Annotated in this window: 13 protein-coding genes and 1 pseudogene; 10 read left to right on the top strand and 4 right to left on the bottom strand. The window is 72.7% G+C overall.

The window, feature by feature from the left end:
- Nucleotides 1-248 precede the first annotated feature (248 nt).
- The 6 genes from D581_RS0114200 to D581_RS0114175 all read left to right on the top strand — a co-directional run bounded on the left by D581_RS0114200 (nucleotide 249) and on the right by D581_RS0114175 (nucleotide 7,092).
- A complete protein-coding gene (locus tag D581_RS0114200; RefSeq protein ID WP_018957880.1) occupies nucleotides 249-1,586 on the top strand; it encodes a hemolysin family protein in 1,338 nt (445 codons plus the stop codon).
- Nucleotides 1,583-2,602: a hemolysin family protein gene (locus D581_RS0114195; protein WP_018957879.1), complete on the top strand. Its 1,020-nt coding sequence runs from the start codon at nucleotides 1,583-1,585 to the stop codon at nucleotides 2,600-2,602. Before D581_RS0114200 ends, D581_RS0114195 begins: the two co-directional genes overlap by 4 nt.
- A 43-nt stretch (nucleotides 2,603-2,645) precedes the next feature.
- Nucleotides 2,646-3,515 carry an SGNH/GDSL hydrolase family protein gene (locus D581_RS0114190; protein ID WP_026290510.1) on the top strand — a complete coding sequence of 290 codons (870 nt, stop codon included), beginning with the start codon at nucleotides 2,646-2,648 and terminating at the stop codon, nucleotides 3,513-3,515.
- A 99-nt stretch (nucleotides 3,516-3,614) separates the two neighbouring features.
- Nucleotides 3,615-5,057 (top strand): adenylosuccinate lyase, encoded by a 1,443-nt coding sequence (gene purB / locus D581_RS0114185; protein ID WP_032752713.1) that lies wholly within the window; start codon nucleotides 3,615-3,617, stop codon nucleotides 5,055-5,057.
- A gap of 18 nt (nucleotides 5,058-5,075) precedes the next feature.
- On the top strand, nucleotides 5,076-5,657 hold the full coding sequence (mug, locus tag D581_RS0114180; protein WP_018957876.1) for a G/U mismatch-specific DNA glycosylase: 582 nt from the start codon (nucleotides 5,076-5,078) through the stop codon (nucleotides 5,655-5,657).
- 277 nt (nucleotides 5,658-5,934) lie between these two features.
- Nucleotides 5,935-7,092, top strand: coding sequence for an ROK family protein (locus D581_RS0114175; protein ID WP_018957875.1), 1,158 nt, complete (start codon nucleotides 5,935-5,937; stop codon nucleotides 7,090-7,092).
- 247 nt (nucleotides 7,093-7,339) lie between these two features.
- On the opposite strand, the gene D581_RS0114170 is transcribed toward D581_RS0114175, so the two are convergent.
- Nucleotides 7,340-8,110, bottom strand: coding sequence for a GntR family transcriptional regulator (locus D581_RS0114170; RefSeq protein WP_018957874.1), 771 nt, complete (start codon nucleotides 8,108-8,110; stop codon nucleotides 7,340-7,342).
- Nucleotides 8,111-8,395: 285 nt separating this feature from the next.
- Nucleotides 8,396-9,280, bottom strand: coding sequence for an RNA polymerase sigma factor SigJ (gene sigJ, locus D581_RS0114165; protein ID WP_018957873.1), 885 nt, complete (start codon nucleotides 9,278-9,280; stop codon nucleotides 8,396-8,398).
- A gap of 122 nt (nucleotides 9,281-9,402) precedes the next feature.
- Between sigJ and D581_RS0114160 the strand changes: the two genes are divergently transcribed.
- On the top strand, nucleotides 9,403-10,233 hold the full coding sequence (locus D581_RS0114160; RefSeq protein WP_018957872.1) for an alpha/beta fold hydrolase: 831 nt from the start codon (nucleotides 9,403-9,405) through the stop codon (nucleotides 10,231-10,233).
- A 72-nt stretch (nucleotides 10,234-10,305) separates the two neighbouring features.
- Here the strand turns inward: D581_RS0114160 and D581_RS1000000139670 are convergent.
- A pseudogene (locus D581_RS1000000139670) lies at nucleotides 10,306-11,148 on the bottom strand (DMT family transporter); the annotation flags it as partial.
- 47 nt (nucleotides 11,149-11,195) lie between these two features.
- Here D581_RS1000000139670 and pdxR point away from each other — a divergent pair.
- The 3 genes from pdxR (at nucleotide 11,196) to D581_RS0114140 (ending at nucleotide 16,217) form a co-directional block, all read left to right on the top strand.
- Nucleotides 11,196-12,653 carry a MocR-like pyridoxine biosynthesis transcription factor PdxR gene (pdxR, locus tag D581_RS0114150; protein ID WP_026290508.1) on the top strand — a complete coding sequence of 486 codons (1,458 nt, stop codon included), beginning with the start codon at nucleotides 11,196-11,198 and terminating at the stop codon, nucleotides 12,651-12,653.
- 128 nt (nucleotides 12,654-12,781) lie between these two features.
- On the top strand, nucleotides 12,782-14,374 hold the full coding sequence (locus D581_RS0114145) for an alkaline phosphatase D family protein (RefSeq protein WP_018957869.1): 1,593 nt from the start codon (nucleotides 12,782-12,784) through the stop codon (nucleotides 14,372-14,374).
- A gap of 388 nt (nucleotides 14,375-14,762) precedes the next feature.
- Nucleotides 14,763-16,217, top strand: coding sequence for a GNAT family N-acetyltransferase (locus tag D581_RS0114140; protein WP_018957868.1), 1,455 nt, complete (start codon nucleotides 14,763-14,765; stop codon nucleotides 16,215-16,217).
- Here D581_RS0114140 and D581_RS0114135 read toward each other — a convergent pair.
- Nucleotides 16,135-17,364 carry a PLP-dependent transferase gene (locus D581_RS0114135; RefSeq protein ID WP_018957867.1) on the bottom strand — a complete coding sequence of 410 codons (1,230 nt, stop codon included), beginning with the start codon at nucleotides 17,362-17,364 and terminating at the stop codon, nucleotides 16,135-16,137. The genes D581_RS0114140 and D581_RS0114135 overlap by 83 nt on opposite strands.
- Nucleotides 17,365-17,400 lie beyond the last annotated feature (36 nt).

Genomic DNA, 17,400 nt, shown 5'->3' with positions numbered 1-17,400 from the left:
CGGCACGGTACCGGTACCGGTACCGCGGAGCTTCCGGCGTACCGGTACCGCGGAGCTTCCGGCGCGGTACCGGGACAGGGAGGCGGTGGGCGGGGCGTCGCTGGGCAGACGCCTACGATGACATGCCCTCATTCACCCCCTGCCGAAAGGTGTGAGCGTCCGTCCATGGGCGAGCCTCCCAGTAGCCGATACGGCCGACACCGCGCGGTCACCCCGCCCCTGCCGGATCATGGGACGGAGGTGAACCGATGATCGAAGTACTGCTGCTGCTCGTCGCCCTGCTGCTCTGTGTCGCCTGCGGCGCGTTCGTCGCCGCGGAGTTCTCCCTGACCACGGTGGAGCGCGGCGAGCTCGAACGGGCTGTCGAGCGGGGTGACCGGGGCGCCGCGAGCGCGCTCAAGGCGGTCCGGAGCCTCACCTTCCAGCTCTCGGGGGCCCAGCTCGGCATCACCGTCACCAACCTGGTGATCGGCATGCTCTCCGAGCCCTCCATCGCCAAGCTGATCCGCGGCCCCGTCGAGGCGGCGGGGCTGCCTCCCGCCGCCGCGTCCACTCTGGCGCTCGTGCTCGGCACGGCGCTCTCCACGGTGGTCCTGATGGTGGTCGGCGAACTGGTCCCGAAGAACTGGGCGATCTCCTCCCCGCTCACCGTGGCCAAGGCGGTGGCCACACCGCAGCGCGTGTTCACCGCGCTGTTCCGCCCCTTCATCAGCCACCTCAACAACACGGCCAACCGGCTCGTGCGCCGCTTCGGTCTGGAACCGACCGAGGAGCTGGCCTCGGCCCGCAGTCCGCAGGAGCTGGTGGCGCTGGCCCGGCACTCCGCGAAGGCGGGTGCGCTGGAGGCGGACACGGCCGAACTGTTCGTCCGCACGCTGAACCTCTCGGAGCTGACCGCGGAGAACGTGATGACGCCGCGGGTGCAGGTGACCGCGCTGGAGCTGCGCGCGACGGCCGAGGACGTCGCCAACGCCACCCGGGCGACCGGTCTGTCCCGTTTCCCCGTCTACCGGGGCAGCCTGGACACCGTGGTCGGGGTGGCCCACATCAAGGACGTGCTGGCGATCCCCGCCGACCGGAGGCCCCACACCCGGATCTCGGAACTGCTGCGCGAGCCCCTGCTCGTACCGGAGACGCTCACCGTGGACCGGCTGCTGGACCGGTTGTCCGGAAGGCTCGCCATGGCCGTGGTGATCGACGAGTACGGCGGGACGGCCGGAGTCGCGACGCTGGAGGACATCGTGGAGGAAGTCGTCGGCGAGGTCCGGGACGAGCACGATCCGCACGAGACACCGGACCTCGCCGCCGCCGGCGAGGACGCCGACGGACGGACCCTGTGGTCGGCCGACGGGGCGGCGCGCACCGACCAGCTCCGCAGGATCGGTCTGCGGGTACCGGACGGGCCCTACGAGACCCTCGCGGGGCTGATCGCCGCCGAGATCGGACGGATCCCGACGGTGGACGACAGCGTCGAGCTGGAGGGATGGCGGATCGACGTGGTCGACGCCTCGGGCCGCCGTGCCGCGCGGGTCCTGCTGCACGCCCCGCTGCCGGGGTCCGAGGACCGGACGGAGGACCAGCGGTGATCGTTCTCCAGCTCTTCATCGGCCTGCTGACCCTGGTGGCCAACGCCTTCTTCGTGGGCGCCGAATTCGCGCTGATCTCCGTGCGCCGCAGCCAGATCGAACCGGAGGCCGAGGCCGGGAACCGGCGGGCCCGCAGTGTCATCTGGGGCCTGGAACACGTCTCCGCGCTGCTCGCCGCCGCCCAGCTCGGCATCACGCTCTGCACCCTGGTGCTGGGCATCGTCGCCGAACCGGCCATCGCGCATCTGCTGGAGCCGGCCTTCGACGCGGTGGGGGTGCCGCACGGGCTGGTCCACCCGCTCTCGTTCGTCATCGCGCTGGGCGTGGCCACCTATCTGCACATGCTCCTGGGCGAGATGGTGCCGAAGAACATCGCGCTGGCCGAACCGGCGCGGAGCGCCCTGCTGCTGGGCCCTCCGCTGGTGGCGATGGCCCGTGCGCTGCGGCCGGTGATCTTCGCGATCAACGCGTTCGCCAACACCCTGCTCAAGCTGTTGCGGGTGGAGACGAAGGACGAGGTCTCCGCCACGTTCTCGGACGACGAACTGGCGCGGCTGGTCCAGGACGCCGGGGATGCCGGGCTGGTCGACGACCGCTCCGCGCAACGCCTCCACCATGCTCTGGAGCTGGGCCGCCGGCCGGTACGGGACGTGGTCATGCCGGTCGCCCGGGTGCTGTTCGCCAGGGTCGGCACCACTCCGGAGGAGCTGGAGCGGCTCTCGTCCGAGTCGGGGTTCTCCCGCTTCCCGGTGATGGACAGCGAACAGCGCATCCTCGGGTACCTCCATGTGAAGGACGCCCTGGACGCGACGCCCCGGGACGTCCCCTTCCCGGTGACGGCGATGCGGCCGATCGCCCGCGTCCGGGCGGCGGCTCCGCTGGACGATGTGCTCACCGCCCTGCGGCGCAGCCGGACGCATCTGGCGGCCGTTCTCGACGAGGACGACCGACTGGCCGGCATGGTCACGATGGAGGATGTACTCCGCGAACTCGTCGGACGGCCGGGGCCCCCATGATCTGCTGGCCTCCCGGCCTACCGACCGGTACGCTCATCTCGCCATGGAATTGAATGCCTCCTACACCAGTCTCGTCGCGGTCGGCGACTCGTTCACCGAGGGCATGTCGGACCGGCTCCCCGACGGCACCTACCGGGGCTGGGCCGACGTCCTCGCCGCCCGGCTCGCGGTCCGGTCCCCCGGTTTCCGGTACGCCAATCTCGCCGTGCGCGGGAAGCTCATCGGCCAGATCGTCGACGATCAGGTGGAGGCGGCGGCCTCGCTCCGGGCCGATGTGGTCACCCTCGTCGGCGGGCTCAACGACACGCTGCGCCCGAAGTGCGACATGGGAATGGTCAGGGGGCGGCTCGAAGAGGCCGTGGAGCGTCTCGCACCGACCTGCGAGCAGCTGGTGCTGATGCGCAGCCCCGGGCGGAGCGGGCCGGTGTTCGACCGGTTCCGCCCCCGAGTGGAGGCGCTGTTCGCCTTGATCGACGATCTGGCGGGGCGGCACGGCGCCGCGGTGGTGGATCTCTACTCCGCGCCCTCGATCGCCGATCCCCGGATGTGGGACGTGGACCGGCTCCATCTCACCGCCGAAGGCCACCGGCGCGTCGCCGAGGCCGTCTGGCAGACCCTGGGGCTGCCGGCCGAACTGGACTGGCGTGCGCGGATGCCCGCGACCGCGCCGCCGCGGTGGGCGGCCCGGCGAACGGAGGACATCCGCTTCGCCCGTCAGCACCTGGCCCCCTGGATCGGGCGGCGGCTCACCGGCCGCTCCTCCGGCGACGGGCGCTCGGGCGCCCAGTTCGACGCCACGACGGGCCGGGCCTTCTGGATCACGCCGACGGACGCGGAGAACCCGGGCCCGGTGACGGGGTGGCGCCGTGCCGTCTCCCCCGGCACCACGGTGGGTGCCGCGGAGACCGACTGATCCGGTCGCCCGGGCCGACGTCGCCCCCGCACCTTCGTAGCAAGCCACAAACCGGGGCGCGTCGCTGGCCTGCACAAACCGCCAGTAGAATCCCTTCACGTGACTGCTGTGTCTGCGAAGCCTCGCATCCCCAATGTCCTGGCCGGCCGCTACGCCTCCGCGGAGCTCGCCGTCCTCTGGTCCCCCGAGCAGAAGGTGAAGCTGGAGCGTCAGCTGTGGCTGGCGGTGCTGCGCGCTCAGAAGGACCTCGGGATCGAGGTTCCCGACGCGGCGTTGGCCGACTACGAGCGTGTGCTGGACCAGGTGGACCTGGCCTCGATCGCCGAGCGCGAGAAGATCACCCGGCATGACGTCAAGGCCCGGATCGAGGAGTTCAACGCCCTCGCCGGTCATGAGCAGGTCCACAAGGGCATGACCTCCCGGGACCTGACGGAGAACGTCGAGCAGCTCCAGATCCGCCTTTCGCTGGAGCTGATGCGCGACCGCACCGTGGCCGTACTGGCCCGGCTCGGCAAGCTCGCGGCGGAGTACCGCGAGCTCGTCGTCGCCGGACGCTCGCACAACGTCGCCGCGCAGGCGACGACACTGGGCAAGCGCTTCGCGACCGCGGCCGACGAGATGCTGGTCGCCCACGGCCGCCTGGAGGACCTCCTCTCCCGCTACCCGCTGCGCGGGATCAAGGGCCCGGTCGGCACGGCGCAGGACATGCTGGACCTGCTCGGCGGCGACGCGGGCAAGCTGGCCGATCTGGAACAGCGCGTCGCCGGGCACCTCGGCTTCGCGGAGGCGTTCACCTCGGTGGGCCAGGTCTACCCCCGATCGCTCGACTACGACGTGGTCACCGCTCTGGTGCAGCTCGCCGCGGCGCCCTCCTCGGTGGCGAAGACCATCCGCCTGATGGCGGGACACGAGCTGGTGACCGAGGGCTTCAAGCCCGGCCAGGTCGGCTCGTCCGCGATGCCGCACAAGATGAACACACGCTCCTGCGAGCGGGTGAACGGTCTGATGGTGATCCTGCGCGGTTACGCCTCGATGACCGGCGAGCTGGCGGGCGACCAGTGGAACGAGGGCGACGTGTCCTGTTCCGTGGTCCGCCGGGTGGCACTCCCGGACGCGTTCTTCGCGTTCGACGGCCTCCTGGAGACCTTCCTGACGGTGCTGGACGAGTTCGGCGCGTTCCCCGCGGTCGTGGCGCGTGAGCTGGACCGCTACCTTCCGTTCCTGGCGACCACCAAGGTCCTGATGGGCGCCGTCCGGGCCGGAGTGGGCCGCGAGGTGGCACACGAGGCGATCAAGGAGCACGCGGTCGCCTCCGCCCTCGCGATGCGGGAGCAGGGCGCCGAGCGCAACGAGCTGCTCGACAAGCTCGCCGCGGACGAGCGGATCCCGCTGGACCGCGCGCGGCTGGACGAGCTGATGGCCGACAAGCTCTCGTTCACGGGCGCCGCCGGCGACCAGGTGTCGGCGTTGGTCGCCCGGATCGAGGAGATCACCGAGCGGTACCCCGAGGCCGCGAAGTACGCCCCCGGCTCGATCCTCTGACCGGCACGGCCTCACCGCGTGACCCCCGAAGAGCTGAGCGCCGCCCGTGACCGCATCGTCCCCGATGTGGCCGCGGGCGGTCTGCGCGTGCTCTTCTGCGGCATCAACCCGAGCCTGACGACCGCGGTGACAGGCCACCATTTCGCTCACCCGGGGAACCGGTTCTGGCCGGTCCTGCACCGCGCGGGTTTCACCCCCCGGCAGCTACGTCCGTCGGAGCAGGCCGAGTTGCTCGGTCTCGGACTCGGCATCACCAACGTGGTGGCGCGGGCCACGGCCCGGGCCGACGAGCTCGGCGCGGACGAGTTCCGGGAGGGCGGGGCCGCTCTGACGGCGAAGGTCGAACTGCTCGCGCCCCAGTGGCTCGCGGTGGTCGGCATCACCGCCTACCGCACGGCCTTCGGGGAGCCCCGGGCCCGGATCGGCCCCCAGGACCGCAGGGTCGGCGGGGCCCGCGTGTGGGCTCTGCCCAACCCCAGCGGCCTCAACGCCCACTGGACGGTCCAGAGCATGGCCGAGGAGTACGCCCGCCTCCGGGACGCCGCCCTCACCCGGCCCCCGACCGACCAGGCGGCCCCCGGCCCCGCCCCGACCGACTGAACCGCTCCGGCCCGCGCCTCTCTCCCCCTCTTCCGGGCCTCAGGCGTCCCGGTTGCGGACCGCCCACCAGCCCGCCAGGAGCGCGGCCGCCGCCCATACGGCGGTCACCGCAGGCCGGTCCATGGCCCCCAGGCGGTCATCGCCGCGTACGAGTCCGGGTTTTCGCTCCGGGGTGACCGAGGTTGCGGCTCGATACCGGCTTCCCTCGCCGGTCGCAGGGCTCCCGCGCCAGCGAGTACGATCCGGCAGACATGCGCACGAGCTGGGAGGACATACCGTGGGCCGGCTGACCGGTGGGGACCCCTCGCTGTTGCGACGGATCAATTCCGCGGTAGTACTGCACGCCCTGAGAGGGGCCGGCGCGCCGACGCTGACGGACCTGACACGGATCACCGGGCTGTCCCGGCCGACGGTCGAAGGGGTCGTCGAGGGGCTGTTCGAAGCGGGTCTCGTGGTCGAGGCGCTGCCCGACGAGGGCGAGGCGCGGCGCCAGGGGCGCCCTGCCCGGAGGTTCCGTTTCCGGGCCGAGGCGGGGCATCTCCTCGGGGTGGAGATCGGTCCGCACCGGGTGTCGGCGCTCATCTCGGGGCTCGACGGCCGCATCGTCGGGGCGGGTTCCCGTGTGGTGTCCGAGACCGCCGGCGCGGACGACCGGCTCGACCAGGTACGGGCCGTCATCGCCGACGTACTGCGACGCACCGGGGTGGCCCGGAGCAGTCTGCGCGCGGTCGGCGTGGGCAGTCCCGGAATCGTTGAGGCCGACGGCACCGTGCGGCTGGGTACGGCGTTGCCGGACTGGACCGGCCTCGCGCTCGGGGAGCGGCTGCGCCGTTCGTTCCGCTGCCCCGTGCTCGTCGAGAACGACGCCAACGCCGCCGCGGTCGCCGAGCACTGGAAGGGCGCGGCCACCGAGTCCGATGACGTGGTCTTCGTGCTGGCGGGGCTGAGCCCCGGGGCGGGGTCCTTGATCGGCGGGCGTCTGCACCGGGGGTTCGGCGGGGCCGCCGGGGAGATCGGCGCCCTGCACCTGTTGGGCAGGGACGTGACGCCGGAGCATCTGCTGTCGACGACGGACACGCCACTGGAACCGCTGGACGAGCTTGCGGTGACCGCGGTGTTCGCCAAGGCCCGGGAGGGCGACGCGGGGGCCCAGGCGGCGGTCGAGCGCTTCCTACAGCGGCTGGTGCACGATGTGGCGGCGCTGGTGCTGGCGCTCGACCCGGAGCTGGTCGTGGTGGGCGGCTGGGCCGCCGGGCTGGACGGGGTACTGGAGCCCCTGCGCAGAGAGCTGGCCCGCTACTGCCTGCGCCCACCCCGGGTGACCCTGTCGCTGCTCGGGGAGGCCGCCGTCGCGACGGGGGCGTTGCGGCTCGCCCTGGACCACGTCGAGGAGCAGCTGTTCACCGTCGAAGGTGCTGTGACGGCCCGCCGCTGACCGCGGGGAGGGTCGGCACACGGGCCGCGTGCGCTTCGGTGGGTCCGGGGCACAGATGCTGCCCCGGACCCAGGGCGCTTCGGGCGCTGCCCACGGGAGCCGGGGCATCACGGGCGCTCCCCCGGGCCGGGTTGATCACCGGCGCTGTTCCCTGAGCCGGATCGGGCGGGAACACGCGCGCCCGCCGGCTCCCGGGGACTGGCGTCCTGGAGAAGCGGCGGGCGTGGGGCCGAGCGGGTCGGAGGCGTCAGGAGGCCTGGCGCTCCGGCTGGTCGTCGTGGCTGATCTCCAGCGCGCCCGAGTCCCCGAAGGTGAGCCGGCAGGTGTCCGCGCGGTAGGTGGCGACCGACACGGCCGCCGTACCGTCCGCGGTGAAGTAGCGGGTGGTGACGACGAGGACGGGGGCGCCGGGGAGCCGGTCCAGCTCCTTGGCGTCAGCCGCGCGCGCCGAGCCGAGCTCCACGGAGCGGTCCTGGCCGTGCAGGCCGAGCCGGTGCAGCTCGCGCAGCACGCTCCGGGCGCGGACGGCGCCGGACGGGGCCTCGATGGCGGAGAGGTCGGGCACCGATGAGGCGGGGATGTAGAGGAGTTCCGCCGCCACCGCCTGCCCCTGGGTGTCACGGATACGGCGCACCACGTGCACCGGTTCGGCGGGGTCGGTGCCGAGCATGGAGGCCACCGCCGCAGGGGCCTTGTCCATGGCGCTGTCGACCGGCTGCCAGGCCTCGCCGCTGACGCCGCCCGTCCATTCGTGCTGGGCGGTGGAGACGGCGATGCCCACGCGCGGCGGGGCGACGGTCGTCCCGACACCGCGGCGGCGCTGCAGTCTGCCTTCGAGTTCGAGCTGCTCCAGCGCCTGTCGGAGCGTGGCTCGCGCGACACCGAACCGCGCCGCGAGGTCCCGCTCGTTGGGCAGGATCTCCCCCACCGCAAAGTCCGAGTCGAGTGCCTCACTGAGCACGGTCCTGAGGTGCCAGTACTTCGGCTCCTGTACCGATTCCAGCTGCGTGGTCCCCACCCTGATCCTCCGCAATCGCCCGGCGTCTTTTCCGCGACGTTATTTATTAAAGGTTCCTGCCTTAAGGGAAGACCCTAGGACGGCATACCCCCTTGGTCAAGACCAATCCTTATTCCGTAACGGAACGAAACGGAACTCTGGCGCAGAGCGTTCACACGACGTTCGTGGCGCCGTGAGGTGAGCGCAGCACGGAGCCCCGGCATCACGACGGATGGCGGGGCTCTGACCAGGCCTGCGACGGACCTGCGGGGCACCGGGGACCGAGGGGGCCGGTGGCGCTTCTGGCTACACGACGGGCAGCCCGGAAAGCTTGTCCGGATTACGAATGATATAGGCGCATTGAATGACACCTTGGCTGACTTCGATCTGGAAGACGGCGTCGGCCTTCCCGCCGACGAAGTAGACGGCGGCGGGCCCACCGTTGAGCTCCATGATGCGGACCTCCCCGTCGGGGCCGAGGCTCCCCGCCACGGCGAAGAGGAAGCGGCCGACCTTGTCCGCGGTCTCGATGATCCGCCGCGGCGCCTTCGCCTTGCCACCGCTGTCGCTGACCAGCCGGACGTCCGGGGCCAGCAGTGCGAGCAGCTGCTCGATGCCGCCTCCGGAGGCGGCGGCCAGGAAGCGTTCGGTGAGATCGCGGCGCTCGGCCGGATCGACGTCGTAACGCGGCTTGCGCTCCTCCACATGCCGCCTGGCGCGGCCGGCGAGCTGCCGGACGGCCCCCTCGGTGCGGTCCAGGGCGGTGGCGATCTCGGCGTACGGGAACCCGAAGGCCTCCCGGAGCACGAACACCGCGCGCTCCAGCGGCGAAAGTGATTCGAGGACGACCAGCACGGCCAGTGACACGGAATCGGCGAGGACGGCGCGCTCGGCGGTGTCCGGCACGGCGGGGCCGAACTCCGTGACCACCGGCTCCGGCAGCCAGGGCCCCGTGTACGACTCCCGGCGTGACCGGAGGTGCCGGAGCCGGTCGATGGCCAGCCGGGTGGTGATCCGCACCAGGAAGGCACGCGGCTCGCGGATGTCCTCGCGCGCCGCCGCCGACCACCTCAGCCACGCCTCCTGGACCACGTCCTCGGCGTCGGCGACACGGCCGAGCATGCGATAGGCGACACCGGTGAGAACGGGCCGGTGTTCTTCGAAGAGCTCGGTCGCGGTGTCGACGGTCATCGGCCCATCCCAGCCCACCGGTCACACGCTGTCCAGCGGGAATCGCCGAGCCCCTTGAACTACAAGCTACCCGGCGGTAATTGTTGTTGACACGACGTCTACCCACTCCAGGGAGCAGCAGCATGACCACCACGGTCTCCTTCACCGTCGCAACGGCCGACGGCCCCCACTCGGTCTCGGTCGCGTACGAACGGACCGGCTCGGGCGAACCGTTGCTGCTCCTGCACGGCATCGGACACCATCTGAGGGCCTGGGACCCGGTGACACGGATCCTGGCCGTCGAGCGCGAGGTGATAGCGGTGGACCTGCCCGGCTTCGGCACCTCGCCCGCGCTGCCGGACGGCGTCCCCTACGATCTCGCGACCGTCGGCCGGGTGCTCGGAGCCTTCTGCGCCGAACTCGGCCTGGACCGCCCCCATGTGGCCGGGAACTCGCTGGGCGGCCTGCTCGCGCTGGAACTGGGGCGCACCGCGCTGGTGCGGTCGGTGACCGCGCTCTCCCCGGCGGGCTTCTGGACCGAGGCGGAACGGCGCTACGCCTTCGGCACCCTGCGGACCATGCGCCGGAGCGCGCTGGCCCTGCCGGTGGGGCTGATCGAGCGCCTGTCGCACAGCGCGGCCGGCCGGGCGGCGCTCACCAGCACCATCTACGCCCGGCCCGGCAGGCGTTCACCGGAGGCCGTCGTCGCCGAGACGCTCGCCCTGCGCGGAGCGACCGGCTTTCACCGGACGCTGGAGACCGGCAGGGGCCTGTTCTTCGACGACGGCGTGAAGGGCGTCCCCGTCTCCGTCGCCTGGGGCACCCGCGACCGGATACTGCCGCGTCGGCAGGGGGGCCGCGCCAAGCGGGTGATCCCCCACGCCCGGCTCGTACGGCTGCCCGGCTGCGGGCACGTCCCGATGAGCGACGACCCCGCGCTCGTGGCCCGCGTCATCCTGGACACCAGCCGCTGAACCGGCCGGTCGGGGCGGCGCCCCGACCGCCCCTCGCCGCCCGAAGACGCCGGAACCGTACGCCACACCGGCGCCGACCAGGAGACTCCCCACGCCCTGCGCGATGCCGTACGTCCCGGCACCGACGAGAGGTGCGGTCAAGGCGGCGGAGACCGGGATCAGGCCCGAGAAGAGTGTGGCGCGTTCGGCTCCGATGCGCTGTATCCCGCTGTACCAGCAGACGAAACCGATCACGGTGACGACGACGGCCTGCCACAGCAGGGCCACCGCCTCGCCGCCCGTCGGGACGCGGAGGAACGACCCGCCGTCCATCAGCAGACCGAGCAGCGCCGACTCGACGGCCGCGACACCGCAGACCGTCGCGGAGAGCAGCTTCGGGCCGAGCGGCCGCAGCACAGGCACGGCGAGGACCGCGAAGCCGACCTCGCCCGCGAGCGCGCCCACCGAGAAGAGCACGCCCGCCAGGTCCGTGCGCCCCCAGCCCTGAACGGTGAACGCCCCGACGGCGACGAGTCCGGCCGCGTACAGCGTGACGCGGGACGGACGACGACCGTCCAGCAGCGGGACGAGCACGCCCACCACGATCGGCGCACAGCCCACGAAAACACCCGGAACGGCTGGTTCCGCCGATTGTTCGGCCGCCAGGACCGCCATGTTGAAGCCGACCATGCCCACGGCGGCGAGCATTGCGATCCGCCCCCACTGCCGGCGGGTGAGACTCCGGAGCCGGGCCGTCGCGGAGTCGGGGTCGCGCCGCAGCAGCGGGACGAGCAGGAGCGCGGCGAGACCGTAGCGGAGCGCCTGGCCACCCGCGAACGGGTAGTCGCGGAGCACGCTGTTGGCCGTGAAGGATGCCCCCACCAGCACACACGCGAGGGCCGCGAGGAGGGCCCCGCGCAGAGAGGTTGCGTTCATGGGGTCGACGCTAGGGTCGGCGGCGGACCGGTTTAAGGTCCACTTCCATGACGTCTTCGGGGACCAATGCGCATCGTCCGTCGGCGGAACCCCGCTCCCCGGCGTGGGAGTTGCTGCTGCCCGCCGCCGCCGCGCCGGCGCGCGGACGAGGGCGCGCACTCCGGTCCGCGCTGCGGGAAGCGGTCCGCTCCGGCCGCCTGGCGGCCGGCACGAGACTGCCCTCCAGCCGCGAGCTCGCCGCCGATCTGGGGGTGTCGCGCGGGCTGGTCACCGAGGCGTACGAGCAGCTCACCGCGGAGAGCTATCTGCGCAGCGGGCGGGGCGCGGGTACCTGGGTGAGCGAGGGCGTACGCGCGGCGGAGCGTCCCATACGCGACCGCGCGCCGCGCGCGGCGGGCGCGCTGGTGGACTTCCGGCCGGGCACCCCCGATCTGTCCCTCTTCCCGCGCGGTGCGTGGAGTGCCGCCCAGCGGACGGTGTTCGGCCGGCTGCCGCACGGCGCGCTGGGCTACCCCGATCCGCGCGGGCTGCCGGAACTGCGGGAGGCCCTGGCCGGGCTGCTCGCCCGGCGCCGGGGCGTGGTGGCCGATCCGGAGCGGCTGGTGGTCTGCTCAGGGGTGGCCCAGGCGACGACCCTGCTCGGCTTCGTCCTCCGGGACGAGGGCGTGACCTCGGTCGGCGTGGAGGATCCGGGCAGCCCGGAACACGCCTCCCTGTTCGCGGCGACCGGTCTGGGCACGGTCCCCCTGCCCCTCGACGACGAAGGACTCGCCCTCGCGCCCCTGAAGCGCTCCGGGGTGCGCGCCGTCGTGACCACGCCGGCGCACCAGTTCCCCACCGGAATCGGATACTCCGCGCAGCGCCGCGGCGAACTGCTCGACTGGGCGCGGGACGCGGACGCCGTGATCATGGAGGACGACTACGACGGGGACTTCCGGTACGACCGGGCGCCGGTGGGAGCCTTGCAGGGGCTGGATCCCGAGCGGGTGGTGTACACCGGTTCCGTGAGCAAGTCGCTGGCCCCCGGCCTGCGGCTCGGCTGGCTGGTCGCCCCCGCCGCGCTCACCGAGCGGATCGTCGCCCGCAAACGGACCATGGATCTGGGCAACCCGGTGATCGACCAGGCCGTTCTGGCCGACTTCATCGTGCGCGGCGGCTACGACCGGCAGTTGCGGCGCTGCCAGCGGGCCTACCGGGAACGCCGGGACGCCCTGGTGGCCGCGCTCGACGAGCACTTCCCCGGGGCGACGGTCAGCGGCATCGCGGCGGGCCTGCACATCATCGCCCGACTGCCCGCGCGGTACGGCCCCGAGGACGTCTTCCTGGAGCGGGCGGCCGGGGCGGGCGTCGCGCTGCGGCCGCTGCGCGACTGCGGAACGGCCGACTCCGAGGACGGGACCCTGCCCCTGGTTCTGGGCTACGCCCATCTCGCCCCCGGCGACATCGCCCGCGGGATCGCCGCGCTGGCGGCCGCGTGGCGTTCCGGCCAGTCCGTCCTCGGCTGACGGGCGCCGTTCACCCACGGTTGGGGCTCCCGCCGCCGCGGGGCACTAGGCATGGGCCGAGACCGGCGCCGGTCCATGGTCCTCTCGCGAACGGCGCACCGCCCGCCCACCTCCCTGGAGGCGCTTCGATGTCCTACCGTCAGCACCGTCCGCGTGTTCCCTCGCCCGGCCGCCGTGCCGTCCTGCGCGGCTCGCTGATCGCCCCGGCGGCGGCCGCCCTCTCCCCCGCGACCGCTTCGGCGGCGCCCGCGCTGCACCTGTCGGGGCGGCCCGAAGCGTCCTGGGGGGTGCAGGTGGGCAGCGTCACCGCCTCGTCGGCGCTCCTGTGGGTGCGCTCGGACCGGCCGGCCCGGATGCTGGTGGAGACCTCGGCGACCGAATCGTTCCGGCGGGTCCGCAGGTGGCGCGGGCCGTCCATCGGCCCCGGAACGGACTACACCGGCACCACACCGCTGTACGGCCTGCCCGCCGGCGAGCAGGTGCACTACCGGGTGACACTCGCCGATCCGGCCGACCCGCGCCGTACCGGCAAGCCCGTGTACGGGACCTTCCGCACCGCTCCGGCCCGGCGCCGCTCCGGGGTGCGGTTCCTCTGGTCGGGCGACATCGCGGGGCAGGGCTGGGGCATCAACCCGGACATCGGCGGCTACCGCGTGTACGAGGAGATGCGCCGGCTGGACCCGGACTTCTTCCTGTGCAGCGGCGACAGCGTCTACGCCGACGGTCCGCTGGAGCCGAGCGTGACGCTGCCGGACGGCCGGATCTGGCGCAACGTCATGACCGAGGAGAAGGCGAAGGTCGCCGAGACACTGGACGAGTACCGGGGCAACTTCCGCTACAACCTGCTCGACCGGAACGTCCGCCGCTTCAACGCGCAGGTGCCCTCCGTCGTGCAGTGGGACGACCACGAGGTGCGCAACAACTGGTATCCAGGCCAGATCCTCGACGACGCGCGTTACACCGAGAAGAACGTGGACATCCTCGCGGCACGCTCCGTGCGCGCCTTCCACGAGTACGTTCCGCTCGCGCCCTCGTACGGCTCCGGGCGTCGTTCGCGGATGTACCGGGTCGTGCACCACGGGCCGCTGCTCGACGTGTTCGTGCTCGACATGCGTTCGTACCGCAACGCCAACTCCCCGGGCCGGCAGGCCGACGACACGACGGGCATCCTCGGCGCCGAGCAGGCGGGGTGGCTGAAGCGCTCGCTGGCCGCCTCCCGGGCGGAGTGGAAGGTGATCGCCGCCGACATGCCGCTCGGTCTCGTGGTCCCGGACGGCGCGACGGACTTCGAAGCGGTGGCGCAGGGCGATCCCGGGGCCCCGCTCGGACGGGAACTCCAGATCGCCGAACTGCTCCGGTTCATCAAGCACCGCCGGATCACCGGCACCGTGTGGCTGACGGCCGATGTCCACTACACCTCGGCCCAGCGCTACGCGCCGGAGCGGGCGGCGTTCAAGGACTTCGCGCCGTTCTGGGAGTTCGTGTCGGGGCCACTGGCGGCGGGCGGTTTCCCGGCCAACACGCTGGACGGCACCTTCGGCCCGGACCGGGTCTTCGTGCGGGCTCCCGACCGGGCCAATGTCTCGCCGATGGAGTCCCCGCAGTATTTCGGCGAGGTGGAGATCGACGGCGACAGCGCGGAGCTGACGGTGCGGCTGCGGGCCGAGGGCGGAGCGGTGCTGTTCACCAAGGTGCTCCGGCCGGGCCGCGTCGGGCAGTGAACCGGAGCTGGGGCGAGGCCCGTTGGACAGAACAACACGAGGACAGCCCAGCAGGGCGTCAGTCAGTGGTCGAGCCACGACCACCGGGCCCTGATTACCAGCATCAATGTCAGTGGTGGGCCCTGCCTGTTCGCCGCCGGCCAGGGGCAGCGGGGAGCCGCCGGGTTCCGGCCGGCCCTGGCGGAGAGTGCGGGCGAGGTGGGCGTGCGACACATCTCGCGCCGGCCTACGGGCTCGGCGCACGGCACCCCGAGGACCGGACATCGGCGGAGGGCCACGGAATCTGACCGAAAACGACGATAGGCGACCAGATCAACACGTAACCCATCAGTCACAAGGCGTTCGTGATCAGGCAACACCGTTCGTTCACAGTGAGGATATGACTGATGTGACCTCCGCGAAGAGCGCCCGCCGTCCGCACCACTGGCGGCGAGACCTGATCGAACTGGCCGCCCTGTTCACCGCCGTGGCCGTGGCGGACGCCATCGCCAACCTCATCGGACACCAGCCGGACGGGCCCTACCTGCTCGTCGCGTCGGCGGTGGCGCTGGTGGCCACGGCGGCGTTCCACACCTGGTGGGCGCGGAGGCACAGCCACGCTCCCCCGTCCGGCGAGGGGGGCTCCGCGCCGGGCGGAGCGAACGTGGCGGTGCACGGGGCAGGGGACGGGGCACGGGACGGGGCGGCGGGCGGGGCCGGAGGCAGCGGTACGGACGGGATCACCGGTGCCGAGGAGGCCGCCCTGTGGCGGATGCGGACGACGGTGCGCGACGCCCCGGGGAGTCTGGCCGCGCTGTGCGTGGCCCTCGCGGGGCTGCGGGTGGACATCCTCACCCTGGGGACCCACCCGCTGGCGCGGGGGACCGTCGACGAGTTCCTGCTGCGGGCCCCGGCCTCGCTCCAGGCGCAGGAGCTGTCCCGGGAGATCGCGGCCGCCGGCGGCACGTCCACGTGGGTCGAGCGGGCGGACGCCCACGACCTGGTCGACATCCCGGCCCGGGTGCTGTCGCTGGCCACCCGGACGGCGCTCGACGCGGCCGAGCTGCCGCTCGCTCTGCGCCAGTTGCTCGGCCGGTGCACCATCCACTCGCTGCCCGCTCTCTCCGTCACCGGCCGCCCGGCCGAGGAGAGCTCCCCGGTCGAGGGCGTGCTGGAGGAGACGGTGATGCGGCTGCGGGACCCGTCCGGCGGGATGATCTCCGTCGAGCGGCCCTATCCGCCGTTCACACCCACCGAGTTCGCGCGGGCGCGTGCCCTGGTCGAGCTCGACGCCCGGCTCGGCCCGCGGGTGCCGCGCAGTGAGGACGTCCTCACGCTGCCCGAGGGCAACGAGATCACCGTGCGCCGCGCGGGCCACGGCGATCTCGCCGCGGCCCGCGCCATGCACGACCGCTGCTCGCAGCGCACCCTTGGCCTGCGCTACCACGGTCCGGTCGCGGACGCGGACCGCTATCTCGACCACCTGCTGTCCCCCCGCTTCGGCCGCACCCTGGCGGTGCAGACGGCATCGGGCAAGCTGGTGGCGCTGGGCCACCTCCTCTGGGACGGCGACGAGACCGAGGTCGCCCTCCTCGTCGAGGACGGCTGGCAGCGCCGGGGCATCGGCTCCGAGTTGCTCGGCCGCCTGGTGGCCCTCGCCGTGGAGGCGGGCTGCGACAGCGTGTACGCCGTCACGCAGTCCCACAACACCGGCATGGTGGCGGCGATGCGCGCGCTGGAGCTGCCCCTCGACTACCAGATCGAGGAGGGCACGCTCGTCATCACCGCCCGGCTGACGACCGACCGGCTGACGACTGGAGGGTCCGTCCTTCCCGCCGCGCCGCCGGAGGGGGCCCGTCGCTGAGCGCCTGGCACAGGTCGGCCCACAGGTCCTCGACGTCCTCCAGGCCGACCGACATCCGCAGCAGCCGGTCGCCGACGCCGGACGCCCGCCGGTCTCCCTCCTCCACGATGCGGTGGCTGATGGAGGCCGGGTGCTGGATCAGCGAGTCCACGCTGCCGAGGCTGACGGCGGGCGTGATGAGCCGCACCCCGGAGATCACCCGGTGCGGGTCCCCGTACACCTCGAAGGAGACCATCGCGCCGCCGATCCGCGGGTAGTGCACCCGGGCGATGCGCGGGTCGGCGGTGAGCCTGCGGACGAGTTCGGCCGCGCTCGTCGAGGCCGCCCGTACGCGCACCGGAAGCGTGGACAGACCGCGCAGCAGGAGGTAGCCGGCCAGCGGGTGCAGCACTCCGCCGGTGGCGAACCGCACCTGGCGCAGCGTGGCGGCGAACTCCTCGTCGCAGGCGACGACACCGCCCATGACATCGCCGTGGCCGCCGAGGTACTTGGTGGCGCTGTGCAGGACGATCCGCGCGCCGTGTTCGACGGGACGTTGCAGGACGGGGGTGGCGAAGGTGTTGTCGACCAGCAGCGGGACGGTTCCACAGGCGTGGGCGACGGCCCGGATGTCGATCTCGGCCAGCGTCGGGTTGGCCGGCGTCTCGACCATCACGAGCCCGGTGTCCGGGCGGATGGCGTCGGCGATGCCCGCCGGGTCGGTCCAGGTCACCTCGGTGCCCAGCAGCCCTGCTCCGAGCAGATGGTCGCTACAGCCGTAGAGCGGACGGACCGCGACGACATGGCGCAGTCCCTGGCTCGCGCGGGCGAGCAGGACCGCGGTCAGGGCCGCCATCCCGCTGGCGAAGGCGACCGCGCTCTCGGCGCCCTCCAGCCGGGCGAGCGCCGTCTCGAAGCGGCCCGTGGTGGGGTTGTCCAGCCTGGCGTAGACGGGCGGGCCGTCGGGTCGGGCCCCGGTGGCGGCGAAGGCGTCGATCCGCATCGCCTCGCCGCGCGAGTCGTAGGAGGGGTAGGTGGTGGACAGGTCGATCGGCGGGGCGTGCAGACCGAGGGAGGCGAGGTCGTCGCGTCCGGCGTGCACGGCTTCGGTGGCGAGAGCCCTGGACGGGGTGGGGGCAGGGGGCGTCATCGAGACTTCGTTGTCCATGCCGTCACTCTGAACAGTTACCGGTTCGTAGTGGGA

This window comes from Streptomyces sp. CNB091 (assembly GCF_000377965.1).
This window is presented reverse-complemented; position numbering and strand designations above follow the sequence as displayed.